This is a genomic window from Pseudomonas sp. COR18 (assembly GCF_048568395.1).
Lineage (GTDB): Bacteria > Pseudomonadota > Gammaproteobacteria > Pseudomonadales > Pseudomonadaceae > Aquipseudomonas > Aquipseudomonas fuscovaginae_B.
This window is the reverse complement of the sequence record NZ_CP183808.1, coordinates 2,721,945-2,737,352: the sequence shown is the minus strand read 5'-3', so window position 1 is coordinate 2,737,352 and position 15,408 is coordinate 2,721,945. Positions and strand designations below refer to the sequence as shown.

Annotated in this window: 10 protein-coding genes; all 10 read right to left on the bottom strand. The window is 67.8% G+C overall.

Going from position 1 to position 15,408, the window contains the following annotated elements; genetic code table 11:
- Positions 1–40: 40 nt before the first annotated feature.
- The 10 genes from tagQ to tssK all read right to left on the bottom strand — a co-directional run bounded on the left by tagQ (position 41) and on the right by tssK (position 15,405).
- Positions 41–994: a type VI secretion system-associated lipoprotein TagQ gene (gene tagQ / locus ACM62G_RS12535; RefSeq protein ID WP_273820084.1), complete on the bottom strand. Its 954-nt coding sequence runs from the start codon at positions 992–994 to the stop codon at positions 41–43.
- Between the two features lie 84 nt (positions 995–1,078).
- Complete coding sequence (locus ACM62G_RS12530) at positions 1,079–2,821, bottom strand: SUMF1/EgtB/PvdO family nonheme iron enzyme (protein WP_301600283.1); 1,743 nt, start codon at positions 2,819–2,821, stop codon at positions 1,079–1,081.
- Entirely contained in the window at positions 2,814–4,016 is a 1,203-nt protein-coding gene (locus ACM62G_RS12525; protein WP_054063487.1) for an FtsX-like permease family protein, read from the bottom strand. The genes ACM62G_RS12530 and ACM62G_RS12525 overlap by 8 nt, the downstream gene beginning before the upstream one ends.
- A complete protein-coding gene (locus ACM62G_RS12520; protein ID WP_419737242.1) occupies positions 4,016–4,732 on the bottom strand; it encodes an ABC transporter ATP-binding protein in 717 nt (238 codons plus the stop codon). Before ACM62G_RS12520 ends, ACM62G_RS12525 begins: the two co-directional genes overlap by 1 nt.
- Entirely contained in the window at positions 4,732–7,845 is a 3,114-nt protein-coding gene (locus tag ACM62G_RS12515) for a protein kinase domain-containing protein (protein ID WP_419737241.1), read from the bottom strand. Before ACM62G_RS12515 ends, ACM62G_RS12520 begins: the two co-directional genes overlap by 1 nt.
- 14 nt (positions 7,846–7,859) lie before the next feature.
- Positions 7,860–8,588 (bottom strand): PP2C family protein-serine/threonine phosphatase, encoded by a 729-nt coding sequence (locus ACM62G_RS12510; protein WP_273819929.1) that lies wholly within the window; start codon positions 8,586–8,588, stop codon positions 7,860–7,862.
- Positions 8,589–9,242 (bottom strand): type VI secretion system-associated protein TagF, encoded by a 654-nt coding sequence (gene tagF, locus ACM62G_RS12505; protein ID WP_273819927.1) that lies wholly within the window; start codon positions 9,240–9,242, stop codon positions 8,589–8,591.
- Positions 9,239–12,742, bottom strand: a complete 3,504-nt coding sequence (gene tssM, locus ACM62G_RS12500; protein ID WP_419737240.1) for a type VI secretion system membrane subunit TssM — start codon at positions 12,740–12,742, stop codon at positions 9,239–9,241. The genes tagF and tssM overlap by 4 nt, the downstream gene beginning before the upstream one ends.
- Positions 12,739–14,064 carry a DotU family type VI secretion system protein gene (locus ACM62G_RS12495; RefSeq protein WP_054063481.1) on the bottom strand — a complete coding sequence of 442 codons (1,326 nt, stop codon included), beginning with the start codon at positions 14,062–14,064 and terminating at the stop codon, positions 12,739–12,741. The genes tssM and ACM62G_RS12495 overlap by 4 nt, the downstream gene beginning before the upstream one ends.
- Before the next feature lie 6 nt (positions 14,065–14,070).
- A complete protein-coding gene (gene tssK / locus ACM62G_RS12490) occupies positions 14,071–15,405 on the bottom strand; it encodes a type VI secretion system baseplate subunit TssK (protein WP_419737239.1) in 1,335 nt (444 codons plus the stop codon).
- Positions 15,406–15,408 lie beyond the last annotated feature (3 nt).

The following is a 15,408-nucleotide window of genomic DNA, read 5'->3' as shown; positions in this document are numbered from 1 at the left end:
TTTGCCACTTATATCAGCACGTTCGTGACCAGGCAGTCACTCAGACGTTCGGGCAAGGGACCGGAGCCCAGTCGCCCAGGTCCGGGTTCTTGCACATGCTGTTGACCTGCGACTGGCCGGCGGTGGCGACTTCCTGGCTCGCCGCTTTCTTGGCATTGGCGTCCTGCAGGGTCTTCTCGGTGGCGACCGCTTCGCTCGGCACCGTCGGCAGCTGCTTCTTGGCGACCTTCACGGGCGGCTTCTTGCCCTTGGTCTTGGCGGTGGTCGGTGCGACCACCGGATCGGTATCCGCGGTCGCCACGGTGACCACGTCGGTGCGCTGCACACCCACCTGGCGAAGGTCCTGCTCGTAGGCCTGGGTGTAGTTGTTCAGGTCTTCGGCGTTGCGACCGTTGACCGCGACGATCAGGTCATTGGACTCCTTCAGGCCGGCGACGATTTCCGCCAGGCGCTTGCGACCTTCGGCATCGCCGATGGTCTTGGCCTTGCGGGCCGAGACCAGGTTGGCGAACTCACGCTGGTAGCAGCTCTGCGAAGCACGGGCATAAGCCGTGTTGCGATCCATCTCGGCCGCGCTCTTGCTGATGTCGCCGGCATAGGAGCTGATGCGCTGCTTGTCGTCGGCGATCTGCTTCTGCTTCTCGGTGTAGTAGCCCGCCGCACCACCGGCCAGCGCGCCGCCCGCGGCGCCAATGGCGGCGTTACGGCCGCGCTTGCTCGAATCGTCGCCGGTCAGCGCGCCGAGCGCGGCGCCGCCCAGGGCACCGAGCACCGCACCGGTGGCGATGGAGCGGGTCATGTCCGAATCGGTGGCACGCAGGTGCTGCACCGGCTCGTAGCAGGTCGGGTAGTACTCGACCTTGGTGCTGGCGCCGACCTTGGAGGTTGGCGAGGTGGCGCAACCGCCCATCAGCACGGTGCTGAATCCGGCGGCAACCCACAGCGCGGCGCGGCACCGCGAGGTTGAAACAAGGGGTTTGCTGGAGAAAATCATGTTCATGTTTCCTTTCTTGGTTTGACTTGGCCGATGCGGCACCTACCGCCCGGATCCCCTCTACACTCGCCGGATTCCCAACACTCAGGGCTTCTGGGCGTTGGATGCGAGTAACGCTTTCAAGATCGTCGCCGGGTCGGCCCGCTGCTGCTTGCGATAATCGCCGACATGACGAACGAACAGGGTCGCCCGTGCCACCAGGCTGTTGCCGAGCACGGGTTTGCGACTGAGTTCTTCCTTGACCCGCTGGAACTGCGCCTGGATCACCGCATCGGTGTACCGCGTGGCCGTTGCCAGGTTGTCGATGTAGATCGCCACCGCGCCGTCCAGCGCGCTGGTGCCGTTGTCGATGGCGGTGGCGAACAGCGCGGCGCTGGCCTCGTCCTTGGCGTCGACGGCCTGCTGGCGGCTCTTCTTCAGGTTGGTCAGGCGGATGTTGTAGTTGTTGACGGTTTCGGCCACCAGCGCCGCCGACTGGATCAGGTTGCCGGCCGCTTCCTCGCGCTGGCGGGCGATCAGCGAGACGTTGCGCTTGAGCTCTTCGTTCACCAGCCCCAGTTCGGCCTGCAGCCGCGGGTCGGTGGTGCCGGAAATGATGCTGTCCAGGCGCTTGGTCGGATCCTGGACGTCGTCGATGGCATCGGTCAGGGCAGCCAGGCGGCCCTCCTTCTGCCACTGCTCGAACAGCTCCTTGTAGCGCGAGCGCGGCGCCGACAGCGCGCCGATGGCGACCCGGAAACCGGTGGTCTCGTTGCTCTGCTCGGTACCATCGGCGGCGAACAGCGGGTACTCGCGGCGCATGCCGGTGAACAGCGTGCCCTCGCCTTCCAGGTAGTTGCCACCCTTGACCACGAAGCCGCCGTAGGCGCCCTGGCGGCGCCCGGCATGAACCAGCTGGAACGACTCCTGGACCATCTGCGCAGCGTTGCCGATCACGTCGAACAGGCCGATCGGGTTCGGCAGCTTGGTGCCCACCGGCATCAGCCGTGGCGCCTGGCCGGTGCCGCCGGCGACCTGGTTGAACACCGCATAGTCGGACAGCGGGCCGTCCGTGTCACTGCCCGGCTGCCGGCGCGGGAACAACCGGCCTTCCAGTTCCTGGCGGCTGACCGCCTGGGCACCGCGGGCGGCGTACTCCCACTCGACCTCGGTCGGCAGGCGAACGAAACCGGCGCCACCGTCCTCGGCCGAGCGGCCACGACCGCTGACCGGCAGCCGGTCACGGTGGTACTTCATCAGCCAGGCACTGTAGACCGCGGAGAAACGCTCGGCATCGAAGCGCGACACCTTGACCTTGGGCAGGCGCCCGGCAATCCCCTCGGGCGCTTCGCAGGCCGGGGCCGGTTCGCCACTGGCCAGCGAGGGCGCCTGGGACATGACCAGTGCGTACTGGCGCGCCGTCACCGGGTACTTGCCCATGAAATAGAACATCGGTTTCAACGGCGAGTCGGCATCGGTCTTGGGCAGGGCCGGCGAGATCGCCTTCTGCCAATCGGCAGGCAGGTCCTTGAGGGTGAACTGGCCATTGATGAAGTCCCGGCGGTAACCGGAAATGAACGACTGCTTGTAGCCCGGTTCGTCTTCGCTGAACGGGTAGCCGAGGCTGATCTCGCGGTCGTCCAGGGTGCCTTGGGCGAGAATGTAGACGTAGCGGAACACCATCTCGCCATCGCACGGCAGCGGCAGGCTGATATCGCCGCTCAGCGGCTTGGGGTTGTCCAGTTTGTTGGTGTCGTCGTCGGCCCACGCCAGGCCGCCTGCCCCCAGAGAAGCAAGGCCCAGGGAGCCGATCAACACCATGAAGGCCGCGCTGCGCAGCTTAAACATCTCTGATTCCTTCCGAAGCTTCTATCTGTGCCACTCGCCAGCCACCGAGGGCCGCAGCCAGAGCACAGACCGCCAACACCGAAAAAAGTGCCAGCATGTAATGGCGCCCTAGCAACTGGCTGGCGTATTCGCCGGCCACCTGCACGAACAGATGATTCAGGCCCTGCTCCGCGACGACGTACAACAGCACACTCAAGCCGGCGGCGAACAACCCGCTGTAGAGCGCCTGCAGCACCACGAACAGCAACAGGGCGCCGGTGCCCAGGCCGAGCAGGCGCAGCACCGACAGCTCGCGGCGCTTGCGCTCGACCGCCGCCAGCGCGCCGGCGAAGATCGCCGCGAAGGCCCCGGCCAGGGCCAGGGTGGCGATGATCCAGAATACGATGGACAGGTTGCGACTCAGCGACTGCACCTGGGCGATGGTCTGGGCCTGTGTCGAGACCAGCAGGCCACGTTCGGCGAAATAGCGGCGCAGCGGCTCGACGTCGTCAAGTTCGCGGGCGTACAGCCGGAAGGCCGGATACACCCGCTGCGCGGCGGAACCGGCCGGCTCGCCGCTCCAGCCGAGCATCGGCACACCACGGCCATCGCGATAATCCTCGGCAGCCTCCAGCAGCGCCAGCGGGGCGAACAGCGCATCGCGACCGAAGGCCTCCAGCGGCAGCACCGCCTGCACCTGGATCTGCGTGTGCTGGCTTTCCACCCGGCCGGCCACCTGACGCCCGAAGGACACTTCGAGCCAGTCACCGGCCTTGACCCCGAGCTTTTCCGCCGCGGTATGGCTCAACAGCATCGCCGCCAGCCCGGTCGGCGCCGGCAGGCCGCCGAGCAACGGGTCGCCTTCGGCGGTCGGCAGCATCTCGACGTTCAACGCCGGGCCCTGGCGACTGATCGACAGGTCGGCGGTCGCGGCGATCTGCCGGGTGCGCGGCAGGGCGAACGCCACGTCGTCGCGGCGCCCCAACTCGGCGATGTAGGCCGCGCCGAAGCGCCCGCCACCCAGGGGAATGATCTCGCGCACCAGCGGATCACGCTCCAGGCGCTCGGTCAGGCTGCTGACCAGGCCGAACTTGAGCCCGAACAGCACCAGCAGGGGTGCGATCACCGCCACCAGGGCCAACACCGAGCAGGCCGACAGCCGCGCATCGGCGCGGTAGTCCTGCCAGGCCAGGGCCGCCACCAGCGAAGCGCGCATCACGGCTGGCCTCCCAGGGTCGCGGTCACGCCGCCATCGGCGTCGCGCTGGCAGGCAATGCGCAGCACGTTCATGCCCAGGTCGCGCACCAGCGCTTCGTCGTGGCTGGCGATCACGCAGCAGGCGCCCTGCTCCGCCACCTGCCCGAGCAGCAATTGCATGACCCGCCCGGCATTCAGCGGGTCGAGTGCGGCCGTCGGCTCGTCGGCCAGCAACAGCCGCGGCGCATGGGCCAGGGCCCGGGCACAGCCGACCCGCTGACGCTGGCCGACCGACAGGGCCTGGGGTTTCTTGTCCAACTGATCGGCGATTTCCAACTGCTCGGCCAGCCGCCGCACGCTGCCGTCGTCGGCCATGCCCAGCAACTTGCGCGACAGCTCGATATTCCCGCGCACGTCGAGAAAGCCCAGCAGCCCGCCGCTCTGCAGCACATAGCCGAGATAGCGGCTGCGCAGTTGCGCCAGCACGTCCTGCCGTCCTTCGCGCCAGAGCGCGGCAATATCCTGCGCGCCGGCGGGCCCCTCGAAGGCGAACAACCCGGCGCGGTCAGGGGCCGAGACCAGCGCCAGCAGGTCGAGCAAGGTACTCTTGCCGCAGCCGCTGGGGCCGACCACCGCCCACTGCTGCCCAGGCGCCAGACTCAGGCGCGGGATCACCAGGCTGTAGCGCTGGGCACCCTCACCCCGCGTCTTGCGTACGTCGCGCAGGCTGATCATCACGGCAGCGTCGACAATGGCACGCGGTACAGCGCGTCACCCGGCTCGGCATCGCCGAACCGGACCCAGTTGGCCACATCGTTGTGGAACGTCTCGTAGAGGCGGATTTTCGACTCCAGTTCGTCGATGAAATCCTCCTGTTCGGCCACGCTGAGCGACAGCCACAGATCCTGGGTCATGCTCAACGACTTGCTGCGGTACGGCAGGCCTTCGAGGTATTCGCCGAGCACTCCGCCATCGGCCAGGTTGCCGCCCTTGCGCAGGGCCGAGGGGTCGCGGCTCATGTAGGCACTGGCGCTGGCAATTTCCTGGAAGAAATCCTTCGGCGAGCTCTGGGTCTTGCGGGCGGCATCGACGATCAGCTTCAGCGACTGCTGCAGGTCGTTGAGCTGCAGCTTGGTCAGCATCACGCAGACCTGGAACGCCGGCAGCGCCGGGTTGGTCAGGTCGCGGTCGGCGGTCCAGGCGCTGACCAGTTGCGGTGCCTGGCTGGCACCCTTGCGACCGAGGAAGTCCATGTGCATGGCATAACCGATGGCCGCCGACTTGTCCGCCAGGCTCGGTGCCGAAGCCAGCAACGGCGCCGCCTGGGCCTGGTTGCTGCGCACCTGGTGCACCAGGTTGGCGAACACCGAACCGATCTCCTCGACCCGCTCGCCGAGCTTGTGCGCATCGCCGCCCTGGACCGGGATGTAAAGGTCGCCGATCTTCGGGTTGGCGTCGGCGGTCAGGGTGCGGTACTGCTGCTCGGCGAAGGCGTGGTTCTTCTTGCCGGCCTCGCTGCGAAGGTGCAGCGCATAAATCTTGATCTGCTTGCTCAGCGCCGCCTGGCGGATCTCCGCCTCGTTCATCCGGGTGCTGCTGTAGGGGTCGTTCTTGCGCAGCGAACCGGCGTCGCTGACCAGCAGGATCAGGCGCCCGCCGTAGCCGGACCAGTCCATGCCGTCGACCGCCTGCATGATCCCGGCGAACGAGTCCTCGTTGAACGAATGGCTCGACACCGTGGAGGCCTTGACCTGCCGCGCCAACTCCAGGAAACGCTCGGGATCGCGGCCCTGGTCGAGGGTGATCAGGGTCTTGCTCAGGTACTCAAGGCCAGGGGTTTTCTGGATGCTGTTGCGAAAGCCCACCATGCCGAAGCTGACGCTGTCCAGCTCGCCGCGCTCGGCGATCTTGCTCTGCAGTTCATGGACCACGTCGCGGACCTGGTCGATGTAGGGCTGCATCGACACCGTCGTGTCGACCACCAGCACGATCGCGGTGCGGAACTTGTCCGTCGCCGCCGCGACCGGTGCCGCGCCATTGGCGGTTTTCTGCGGGGTGCTGCCGGGGTCGATCGAGGCGACATTGAGCAACTGCACCGGCTGGCCGTTTTCGTCGAAGCTTTCCCGCGAACCGAAGATCGGCAGCAGGTAGAACTGGTTCTGCGGCACCGCGCTGGCCGCCGGCTCCAGGGCCAGCACCCGCTGGTTGTCGGCCGGATTCTTCTGCGCGTTCAGCAACAGGTTCTTCGCCGAGGCCGGATTGGCCAGCAGCTTGTCGATATCGGCGGCATCGCGCAGGAACATCACCGGCTCACGCCCGGAGCGCTCGGTGAACTTGAGCACCAGGCTCTGCTTCCACTCGCTGACCTTGGCGCCCGGCAGCCAACCTTCACTGCGCCCGTCGCTGGCGGCACCGACGCGCAGCCAGGGCGCACCGTCGACGGTCTTGCGCTGGTAGACGTACAGCACCGAGAACGCCGGCAGCGCCTTGTCGGCCTGGCCACCGGGCGAGTTGTACAACTGCGCTCCGGGCTGGCTCAACACGCGCTGGAACAGGGTTTTCTTGCCGACCATGAGCAACGGGCGGTTGCCACCGTCCGCCTCGCCCGGCGAAGCCTGGGCAACCGGCGTCGTGCTCACCGGGTCTGCCGGCCTGTCCGAGGCGGGCGGCGTGCTCGACAGGGCAGGAGTCCCCGCCACCGGCGTGCCGGACGCCGGCGGCGTGGTGCTGGTGGTCGCTGGCGCCTTCAGCGGTTTGTCACTGCCCAGCCACCAGTAGCCGGCACCGGCGACGCCGATGGCCGCCGCCACCGCGACGGCCAGCAGGGCCAGTACCGGACCACGGCGCTGCTGCGAGTCGCCAGCGTCGCGCAGCACCGGCTGCGGACTCGGTGGTGGCGCGGGCTGGGGCGTCGGCCGCGAGGCCGGTTGCGCCGGCGGCGGGTTGGGAATTTCGATCGAGACCGGCGTCAGCCCGCCCAGGTCGGGGGTCGCCGGTTTCTCGGGCACCTTGGGCAGGGCCAGGGGCTGGATCAGGGTCGACTCCAGCGCCTCCTCGGCCGGCAGATTGTCCAGCGCCGCCTGCAAGGCCGCGGCGTCGGCGAAGCGCTCCGCCGGATCCTTGGCCAGCAGCCGCTGCAGGATGTGCTGGTAGCGACCGTGCTGGATCGGCAGTTCCGGCAGCGGTTCGGTGAGGTGCGCCAGCGCCGTCGACAGCGCGTCGGTACCGGTGTAGGGCAGCTTGCCGACGAGGATTTCGTAGAGCACCACGCCCAAGGCATAGAGGTCGGCACGGCCGTCGATCTCCTGGCCGCGCGCCTGTTCCGGGCTCATGTAGCTCGGCGTACCGACGGCGAAGCCGGCCTGGGTGAACTGGGTGCGGTCGTCCAGCGACTTGGCGATGCCGAAGTCCGAGAGCACCGCGGTGCCGTCGGCGCGGAACAGGATGTTGGCCGGCTTCACGTCGCGGTGCACCAGCCCCTGGGCATGGGCATAGCCCAGTGCCGAGGCGATCTGGCGGATGTACTGCACGCCCTGCTCCGGGCTCAGGCCGGCGGCGATGCGCTCCTTGAGCGTGCCGTTGGGCAGGTACTCCATGGCCATGTAGTACAGCTCGCCGACATTGCCGATATCGTGGATGGTCACGGTATGCGGGTGCGACAGCCGCGCCAGGGTCCGACCTTCGCGCAGGAAGCGCTCGCAGAAGGTCGGGTCGGCAGCCAGCGCGGCCGCCATGACTTTCAGCGCCACCTTGCGCTCCAGCGACCGTTGGGTCGCCAGATAGACGGTGGCCATGGCGCCTTCGCCAATCTCGCCGTCTATGTCGAATCCGGGAATCAGTATGTCCATGTGGGGAAGTGTCTTCAGGTGGCTTTGACGACGATCGCCGTAATGTTGTCGGGGGCGCCCCGGGTCAGGCCCAGGTGGACCAGGCTGCGCACCACGGCATAGGGTTCCGGATGGCCGAGCACGTCGCGGATCTCGGCGTCCTCGGCGGTCTTGTTCAGGCCGTCGCTGCACAGCAGAAAGCTGTCGCCGGGGAGCACCTGGAAGTTGCTCGTCGACAGTTCCAGTTGCGCCTCGACGCCAATCGCCCGGGTGACGATATTGGCCCGCGGGTGCACCCGTGCCTCGGCTTCACTGAGCAGGCCGCTGTCCTGCAGGTCCTGGACGTAGCTGTGATCGCGGGAAATGCTCTCCAGCTGGCCATCGCGCAGGCGATACAGGCGGCTGTCACCGGCCCACAGGCAGATCGCGGCGTCACCGCGCACCGCCAGCAGCACCACGGTGCTGCCCATCATCGACACCCCGCGGTTGCCGGCCTCTTCGCGAACCGCCGCGTTGACCTCGGCCAGGCGCGTGCGCAGGGCATTGCTGTAGATCGCCAGCGAGTCCGACGGCGGAATACGCCGCAGGGTGTCGACGATCAGGCTGGCGACATAGTCGCCCGCCGCATGCCCGCCCATGCCGTCGGCCACGGCCCACAGCCCGGCATCGGGCAGGTCGAGGCAGGCGTCCTCGTTGATCTGGCGCACCATGCCGACATGGCTGTAGCTGGCCGACTTGTAGGTGATTTCAGGGGTATTGGCCATTTAGCTCGCCGCTCCCTTGCCCAGCAGGAAACTGCCGAAATCGGCGGTGGCCGGCAGCCCCTGGCAACGCATCAGGCCCGCGTCGATCCGCTGTGACCCCCGCCCCCACCACAGGCTCGAACCGACACAGGCCTGTTCGGCCAGGGCCTGGGCGCGGCTCTGGGCATCGAGCGCGGCAAAGCGCTGCAGACCGGCGAACTCGCTGCCCGGCGTCTTGTTGGCGTACACCAGCCGGCCGAGGTTCTGCACACCGTGTTCGAACGCCTCGAAACTGGCGCCCTCCTCCAGGGTCGCCAGCAACAGCGCTTCGGCCCGCTCGAACCAGTCATCGGCACCGCCGACCACCGTCGCCAGGGCATGCCCATCATCCAGCGGCTGGGCGATGGTCAACGGAAAGTAGCGTCCGACCCGATCGATGCTCGGCATCAGCACACCGGCCACCGCCTCCGGGCCGCAGACCCCCGCTGCCAGCACGAAGCGCCAGAGCGGGCTGACCAGGTACACGTTCAACCATTCGCTGCCCAACTGCTGCTGGCTGGCATGCAGCCCGGACGCCAGCCAGGCGTCCCACGGCTGCACGAAATCCTGAGGCAGTCCACGGCTGACGAAATCGCCGCGGCTGGCCAGCTTGCCGTAGTAACCGACTGTCGTCATAGGCGCTCCGGCAGGCTGAAGCCACTGAGCACGCGGCTCTTGAACGGGTTGAAGGCACTGTTGGCGCGCAGCTCGTAGGAGATGCTCGCACCATCGACCCGCAGGCGCAGGTTGAAGCGGTCCGGCGAGTTGCCGGCCACCAGGTCCGACTGCTCCAGCAGGCGGAACCAGGCCCACGGACCGTCCAGGGTCACGCCGGAACGGCCGGTGGCCGAAGGAGGCGAGATCGACAGGCGCACCACGCCGATGCTGCCCGGATTCGGCCACTGCATCGCCACCGGGCGGCTCGGGCCGTGGTCGTAGCTGATCTGCTGGCCGTCGAGGTCGAGCAGGAACTGGGTGATCGAAGCATCCATCGCCACCGGCTTGAGCTCGAAGCGCACGATCGGCTGGGTGCCACCGGAGCGGAAGAACGCATCGCGAATCGCCGCGGCGCGCTGGAAGGTCTGCAGCACGCCCGGAGAAATCCCCAGCTTCTGCGCCGCCCCCGGCTGCCAGCGCCAGGTCGCCGTCGAGGTGTCGACATAGGGTTGCAGGTATTTGCGGAAGTAGTTGTCCATCACCCCGCCGACGCCGAAGAACTGCCCGAAGTCGTCGAGGGTCGCATCCCGGGAACTGCCGGGGGACAACGGATAACGCCCGCTGAGAGACTGCCGGTAGACGTTCACCACCTCGCTGACCCAGGCCGCGTTCAATTGGTTGCGCACCCCGCCCATCATGCTGTTGGTGGTCGAGCTGACCACCGACTTGACCAGTCCCTGCACCAGCGGTGGCTGCCGCTCGGCATTCAGGCTGACCCGGGCGGCGGCACCCGCGGCCTGGTTCTTGGCCTCGCCGAGCAGGGCATCGCCACTGGCCCCGACCATGGCGCTGACCTGCACATACAGCGCGTTCATGTCCGCCAGCAGGCCATCGATGGCCGCCGGCTCGCCCTCGCCCTTGCTGACCAGCGCATTGAGTTCGGCGAAATGCGCGCTGACCGGGTCTTCGGCCGGTGCCGCCGGCGCGTCGCTGGCCGGTTGTTCCTGGCCGAGCATCGAGCCCAGGCGCTGCTTGATCTGGTCGACGCCGCTGTCGACCTTCTTGCCCTGGGCCGCCAGCAGGCGCTCTTCCTGCTGCAAGTCGGTTTCCTTGGCCACCGCCACCAGCAGCTTCTTCAATGGCGAGGTCGGCCCGGAAATCACCCGCAGCACGTCGGCCGCCTGGGCCACGCTGGTGATCGGCACGAAGTCGATATCGGCCAACAGCGCATCCCACTGCCGCAGGTAATCCTGGAAGTACAGCCGGCGCACATCCGCGGCCAGGCTGGCGACGTTCTGCTGCTCCCCCTGGTCGCGGCCCAACACCCACTGCTCTTCCGCCAGGGTCCCGGCCTGGTTCAGGCTGGCCAGCAGAAACGCTTCGCGGTAGCCCTTGGCGGTGAAGAACCCGCTCAGGGGTTCGCTCAGCGGCTTGCCGCTCTTGCGGCTCAACACCAGCGCGGCATCGCGGCCGGCGGCGTCGCTGATGCGGAAGTCACTGACTCCGGCCGGCAGCTTCTGGCGCTTGACCCGGTCATAGACCCGTTGCGCCACCGGCAGTTGTTGCAACTGCCGCCGCAGGTCATCGATCAGCCGCTCGTCCAGTCGCGCATTCGGCGGATGCCGGTCGAACAGCGCCTTGAGGTGCTCGCCCAGGGCCAGACGCTGATCCGGCGGCAAGTCGCGCGGCAGATTGCGGTCCCAGTCGAGGGCGATCCAGGCCTTGATGAACTCCGGGTCGTAGTGCTCGTTATCGGCCAACATCAGATAGGCCTTCAGGCCCTCGTAGAGGAAGTCCGAGCTGCCGCCACTGCGCAACTGTTCCTCGACACGGGTCACCAGACGTGGCGCGAACACCGCGATCAGCAGCTTGCGATAGACGCTGGCGGACTCGGCCTCGAGCATGTCGCCCTGGTACAGCCCCAGCCCCTCGGACCAGCCCGGCGCATCGCCGGCCAGGTGCCGGACCGCATTGAGCAGCGGCAGCACCGCCAGCACGTCGCGTTGCGCCGGGCTGAGGTTCTGCACGCTCTGGCCCAGCGGTGCGACCTTCTGGTCGACCTGGGCGATATAGGCCTGGTTGGCCTTGTAGCTGATCAGCCACAGGGTGCTGACCAGCAGCACCACCGCCACCGTCGCCGCCAGTACGCCACGGGCCAGCCACTTGCGCCGCCGCTCGACCTTGGGGTTGACCCCGACCAGGCCGCGCTCGGCGAAGGCCACTGCGGTGAACAGCTTCTCGATGAAGTAACTGCGCCCGGTGCCGCTCTGGCGGGCCAGGTGCTGGCGGTCCAGGCTCATGCTCTGGGCCATGGCACCGATCAGACGGTCGATCGGGCTGCCTTCCTGGGTGCCGCTGGTAAAGTACACCCCGCGCAGCAGCGCGCGGTCTTCATAGGCGTTGGGCTTGAACACACCGTCGAGGAAGCTCTGCAGGCACTCGCGCAGCGCGCCGAACTGTTGCGGGAAACCATAGATCAGGTCACGCCGGGCCGGGTCGCGCTCCTGCTGCAGACGCTCCACCAGGCGCTCGTTGAGCCGCTGCTCCAGAGCCGCGAATTCGCCCTTGAAGTGCACCAGCGGGCTTTCGGCGTTCTTGCCGTCGTCCAGGGTGAAGGTCGTGCCCCACACCTGTGCCCGCTCTTCCTTGCTCAGGGAGTCGAAGAACTCCATGAAACCCGGCACCAGATCGAGCTTGGTCAGCATCAGGTAGATCGGGAAGCGCACGCCGAGCTGGGTGTACAACTCCTGGATCCGGGCGCGGATCGCCGCGGCATGGGCGGCCCGTTCGGCGTCGGTGCCGAGCAGCAGGTCGGACAGGCTGATGGCGATGAACGCACCATCGATCGGCCGGCGCGAACGCTGGGTCTTGAGCAGGTCGAGGAAACCCAGCCAGGCCGCCTTGTCCACCTGGGCATGGCTGTCCTGGGTGGTGTAGCGGCCGGCGGTATCGAGCAGCACGGCCTCGTCGGTGAACCACCAGTCGCAGTTGCGGGTACCGCCGACACCGCGGATCGCCCCGGCGCCCAGTTGCGCGGCCAGGGGGAAATGCAGGCCGGAGTTGACCAGCGCGGTGGTCTTGCCCGAACCGGGCGGGCCGATGATCACGTACCACGGCAGCTCGTACAGGTTACGGCGCTCATCGCCACCGAGCCGGGCCTTTTTTAGCAGGGCCAGGGCCTCGTCCATGCGTTGGCGCAGGGTCGCCAGCTCTTCGGCGGTGGCGACGCTGGCCGCATCCGGCGGCGTATCCGCGGCCAGGCTCTGCATGACCTTCGCCGCCTGGCGGCGGGCCTGGATCAGGCGGAACACGCGGTAGGCGATCCAGATCGCGAAGATCAGGATGATCAGTGCCCAGCGCCGCCCTTGCGGCACCAGCAGTTCGAGCAGCGGGCCGACGAACCAGATGATCAGGCTCAGGGCGATCAGCCCGAGCACCGGGATCACCCAGCGAATGACAAAACCGAAAAAAGCCTTCACTCGACTCCCTCCGCAAAGACTGTGATTTCCACCCGGCGATTCTTCGCCCGGCCTTCGGCCGTGGCGTTCGACGCCAGCGGCTCGGTGTCGCTGCGCCCTTCGGCACTGAAGCGCTCGGGCTGGCCGGTCTTCGCCGCGAGAATCTGCAGCACCTGCTCGGCCCGCGCCTGGGACAACGCCCAGTTCGACGGGAAGCGCAGGGTGGCGATCGGACGGTTGTCGCTGTGGCCGGTGACCCGCACCTGGCCCTTGACCTTGCGGATCGCGTCGGCGATGCGCAGCATCAGCGGCTGGAAGTCATCGACGATGCTGGCGCTGCCCGAGGCGAACAGTTCGTCGCCGCGGATGGTCACCACCGAACGGTCGACCTTGTCCTCCACCGCGACCTTGCCGGCCCTGATTTCCTCGGCGAGGAAACCGGCCAGGCGCGGCCGCTCGACCACCTTGGGCTGCACCACCGGCCGGTCGATGGTCTGCACCGGGATCTCGCCCAGGGCATGGATGTTCTTGAACACCGGCTCGGCGTCGGCGGCCAGCTTCATCCGCAGGCCGAACAGCAGGGCCAGCAGCAGCGCCAGGCCGATCGCCACGCCGACCCAGGGCGGCATGAACTGGCTGAGGCGGTCGCGGGCCACGGTCAGGCCGCGCCAGCGCGGCGACAGTTCACGCTCGTATTCGCCACGGGCACTGCGAATGGTCGCGGCGGTGCGCTCACGCAACGCCTCCAGCTGGCTGCGGCCGTCGTTCATGACCCGGTAGCGACCTTCGAAGCCCAGGCACATGCACAGGTACAAGAGCTCCAGCAGGTACAGGCGCTCGCGCGGGCTCTGCAGGCAGTGTTCGAGCAGCTGGAACACCTTCTCGCCACCCCAGGCCTCGTTGTGCACGGTGATCAGCAGGCTCTGCTTGCCCCACTCGCTGGTACTGCCCCATGGGGTACTGAGCACCGCTTCGTCGAGGGCGGTGCACAACGCATAACGCGCCAGCAGCACCTCGTTGCGCGCCACGCCGGCGGCCTCGGCACGCTCCTCGAACTGCCGCAGGTAACCCAGCAACTGCGCCCGCAGGCTGGCCGGGGCCGGATGGGCGATGGTGTTGCGCAGCCGGGTGAGCAGCGCCAGCAACGGGCCGGCGGCGCTTTCCAGCGGGTTCAGGCCCTGGGACTGGCCAATCGGCAGCGGCGCGGCCGGCATCGACAGCGGGGCGCTCGGCTCGGCCCGTGGCGCGGCCTGGGGCTCGCGGCCACCGGGCCGCGGCATGAACTGGGTACGGTCGTTGGGTACCGGGGCTGGCTGGCCCAGCGGATCTTCATTGGAGTGCATCGCCGCTTATCCTCGGATGGCCCAGAAAGCCAGGTTCAACCCCGGAAACTCCCCGGCGACATGGAACGCGAAGCCGCCGGAGTGCATCAGTTGCTTCCAGTGCTCGCTGCCACGATCGAGCTCGTAGTAGGTGGAGCCGGCGTGGAACGGGATCTGCCGCGGCGCCACCGGCAACGGCAGCAGGCCGATGCCCGGCAGTTGCAGGTTGACCAGGTCGCGGATGTGCTCCACCGAACCGATCTTGCTCTGCTGGACGAAACGCCCGCGCAGGGTTTCGCTGGGGATGTCGGCACGTACGACCAGGATGAAGCTTGCGTTGTCGATCAGCGTCCTGTCGGCCAGCATCGCCACATGGATGCCGTAGGCCTTTTCCACGATCGGGATCGGCGTCGCCTTACTGTCGATCAGCATCGACAGCGCCTCGCGCAGCGCCTGCATGACCGGGGCGAAGCTCAGCGCCAGGGCGTCGTGCTGGTACTGCGGATACTCGGCCGGGCGCCGGCCGCTCTGGGAAAAGGTGGAGAACTCGCCGGCCAGGCTCACCAGTTCGCTGTAGAAGCGTTCCGGGTGCAGCGGGCTCAACTGGCTCAGGTGGCTGATCAGCGGCTCGGCGCGGTTGACCAGTTGCAGCAGCATGAAATCGGCGATCTCCGAGGCGCCGCCGGCGCCCGAGGCGACCACGCGCCCGGCCAGCGCTTCACCGCGCTGGTGCAGCAGGCCCAGCAGCTCGCTGCGGAACGCCGCCAGCGGCTTGCTCGCGGCCACGTCGAGCACCGGCGGGATATAGCTTTCGTCCAGCACCAGGGCGCGGTCGGCGCGTTTTTCCTTGATCCGCACCAGGCCGATGGCGGCGTAGTCGCTCAGGCCATCGCCCCCGGTCAGCAGGCGCAGGGCCCGGGAACCGACGGCCACCGGCGCCCGGTTCTCGAACGGCGCGTTGTCGTCACGCACCTCGCGCACCTGGCTCAGGTAACGCGCCCCGCCCAGCTCCTCGCCCTCGTCCACGGTATCGCGGGCACCGGCGCGCTTGAGCGGCAGCGCCAGGTAGATCACCCCGTCACGCAGGCTGTCCTCGATACTCAGCGGGCTCGGCGCCAGGTCATCGTGGGGAATGTTGAACGGCGTGCCGTCCGGCAGCAGGCCCTTGGCGGAAACGATGGCCAGCTTGCCCTGGGCCAGCAGGCCCTGGTCGATCAACAGTTCGGAGAACCCCCAGGCACCGGCGGACAGCGGACGGCTGCGGGCGTCGATCAGGTTTTCCAGGTAACGGTCATGCTGCTGGAAGTGCTGCGTTCCGATGAACATGCCTTCCGACCAGACCACTCGATTGTTCCAGGACATGGC

Excerpts from the sequence above, each read along its gene's own strand:
- tagQ (WP_273820084.1), bottom strand. The coding sequence starts at position 994 with ATGATTTTCTCCAGCAAACCCCTTGTTTCAACCTCGCGGTGCCGCGCC.
- tssK (WP_419737239.1), bottom strand. The coding sequence starts at position 15,405 with ATGTCCTGGAACAATCGAGTGGTCTGGTCGGAAGGCATGTTCATCGGA.
- ACM62G_RS12525 (WP_054063487.1), bottom strand. The coding sequence starts at position 4,016 with ATGCGCGCTTCGCTGGTGGCGGCCCTGGCCTGGCAGGACTACCGCGCC.
- ACM62G_RS12515 (WP_419737241.1), bottom strand. The coding sequence starts at position 7,845 with ATGGACATACTGATTCCCGGATTCGACATAGACGGCGAGATTGGCGAA.
- ACM62G_RS12510 (WP_273819929.1), bottom strand. The coding sequence starts at position 8,588 with ATGGCCAATACCCCTGAAATCACCTACAAGTCGGCCAGCTACAGCCAT.
- ACM62G_RS12495 (WP_054063481.1), bottom strand. The coding sequence starts at position 14,064 with ATGCACTCCAATGAAGATCCGCTGGGCCAGCCAGCCCCGGTACCCAAC.
- ACM62G_RS12520 (WP_419737242.1), bottom strand. The coding sequence starts at position 4,732 with ATGATCAGCCTGCGCGACGTACGCAAGACGCGGGGTGAGGGTGCCCAG.
- tagF (WP_273819927.1), bottom strand. The coding sequence starts at position 9,242 with ATGACGACAGTCGGTTACTACGGCAAGCTGGCCAGCCGCGGCGATTTC.
- ACM62G_RS12530 (WP_301600283.1), bottom strand. The coding sequence starts at position 2,821 with ATGTTTAAGCTGCGCAGCGCGGCCTTCATGGTGTTGATCGGCTCCCTG.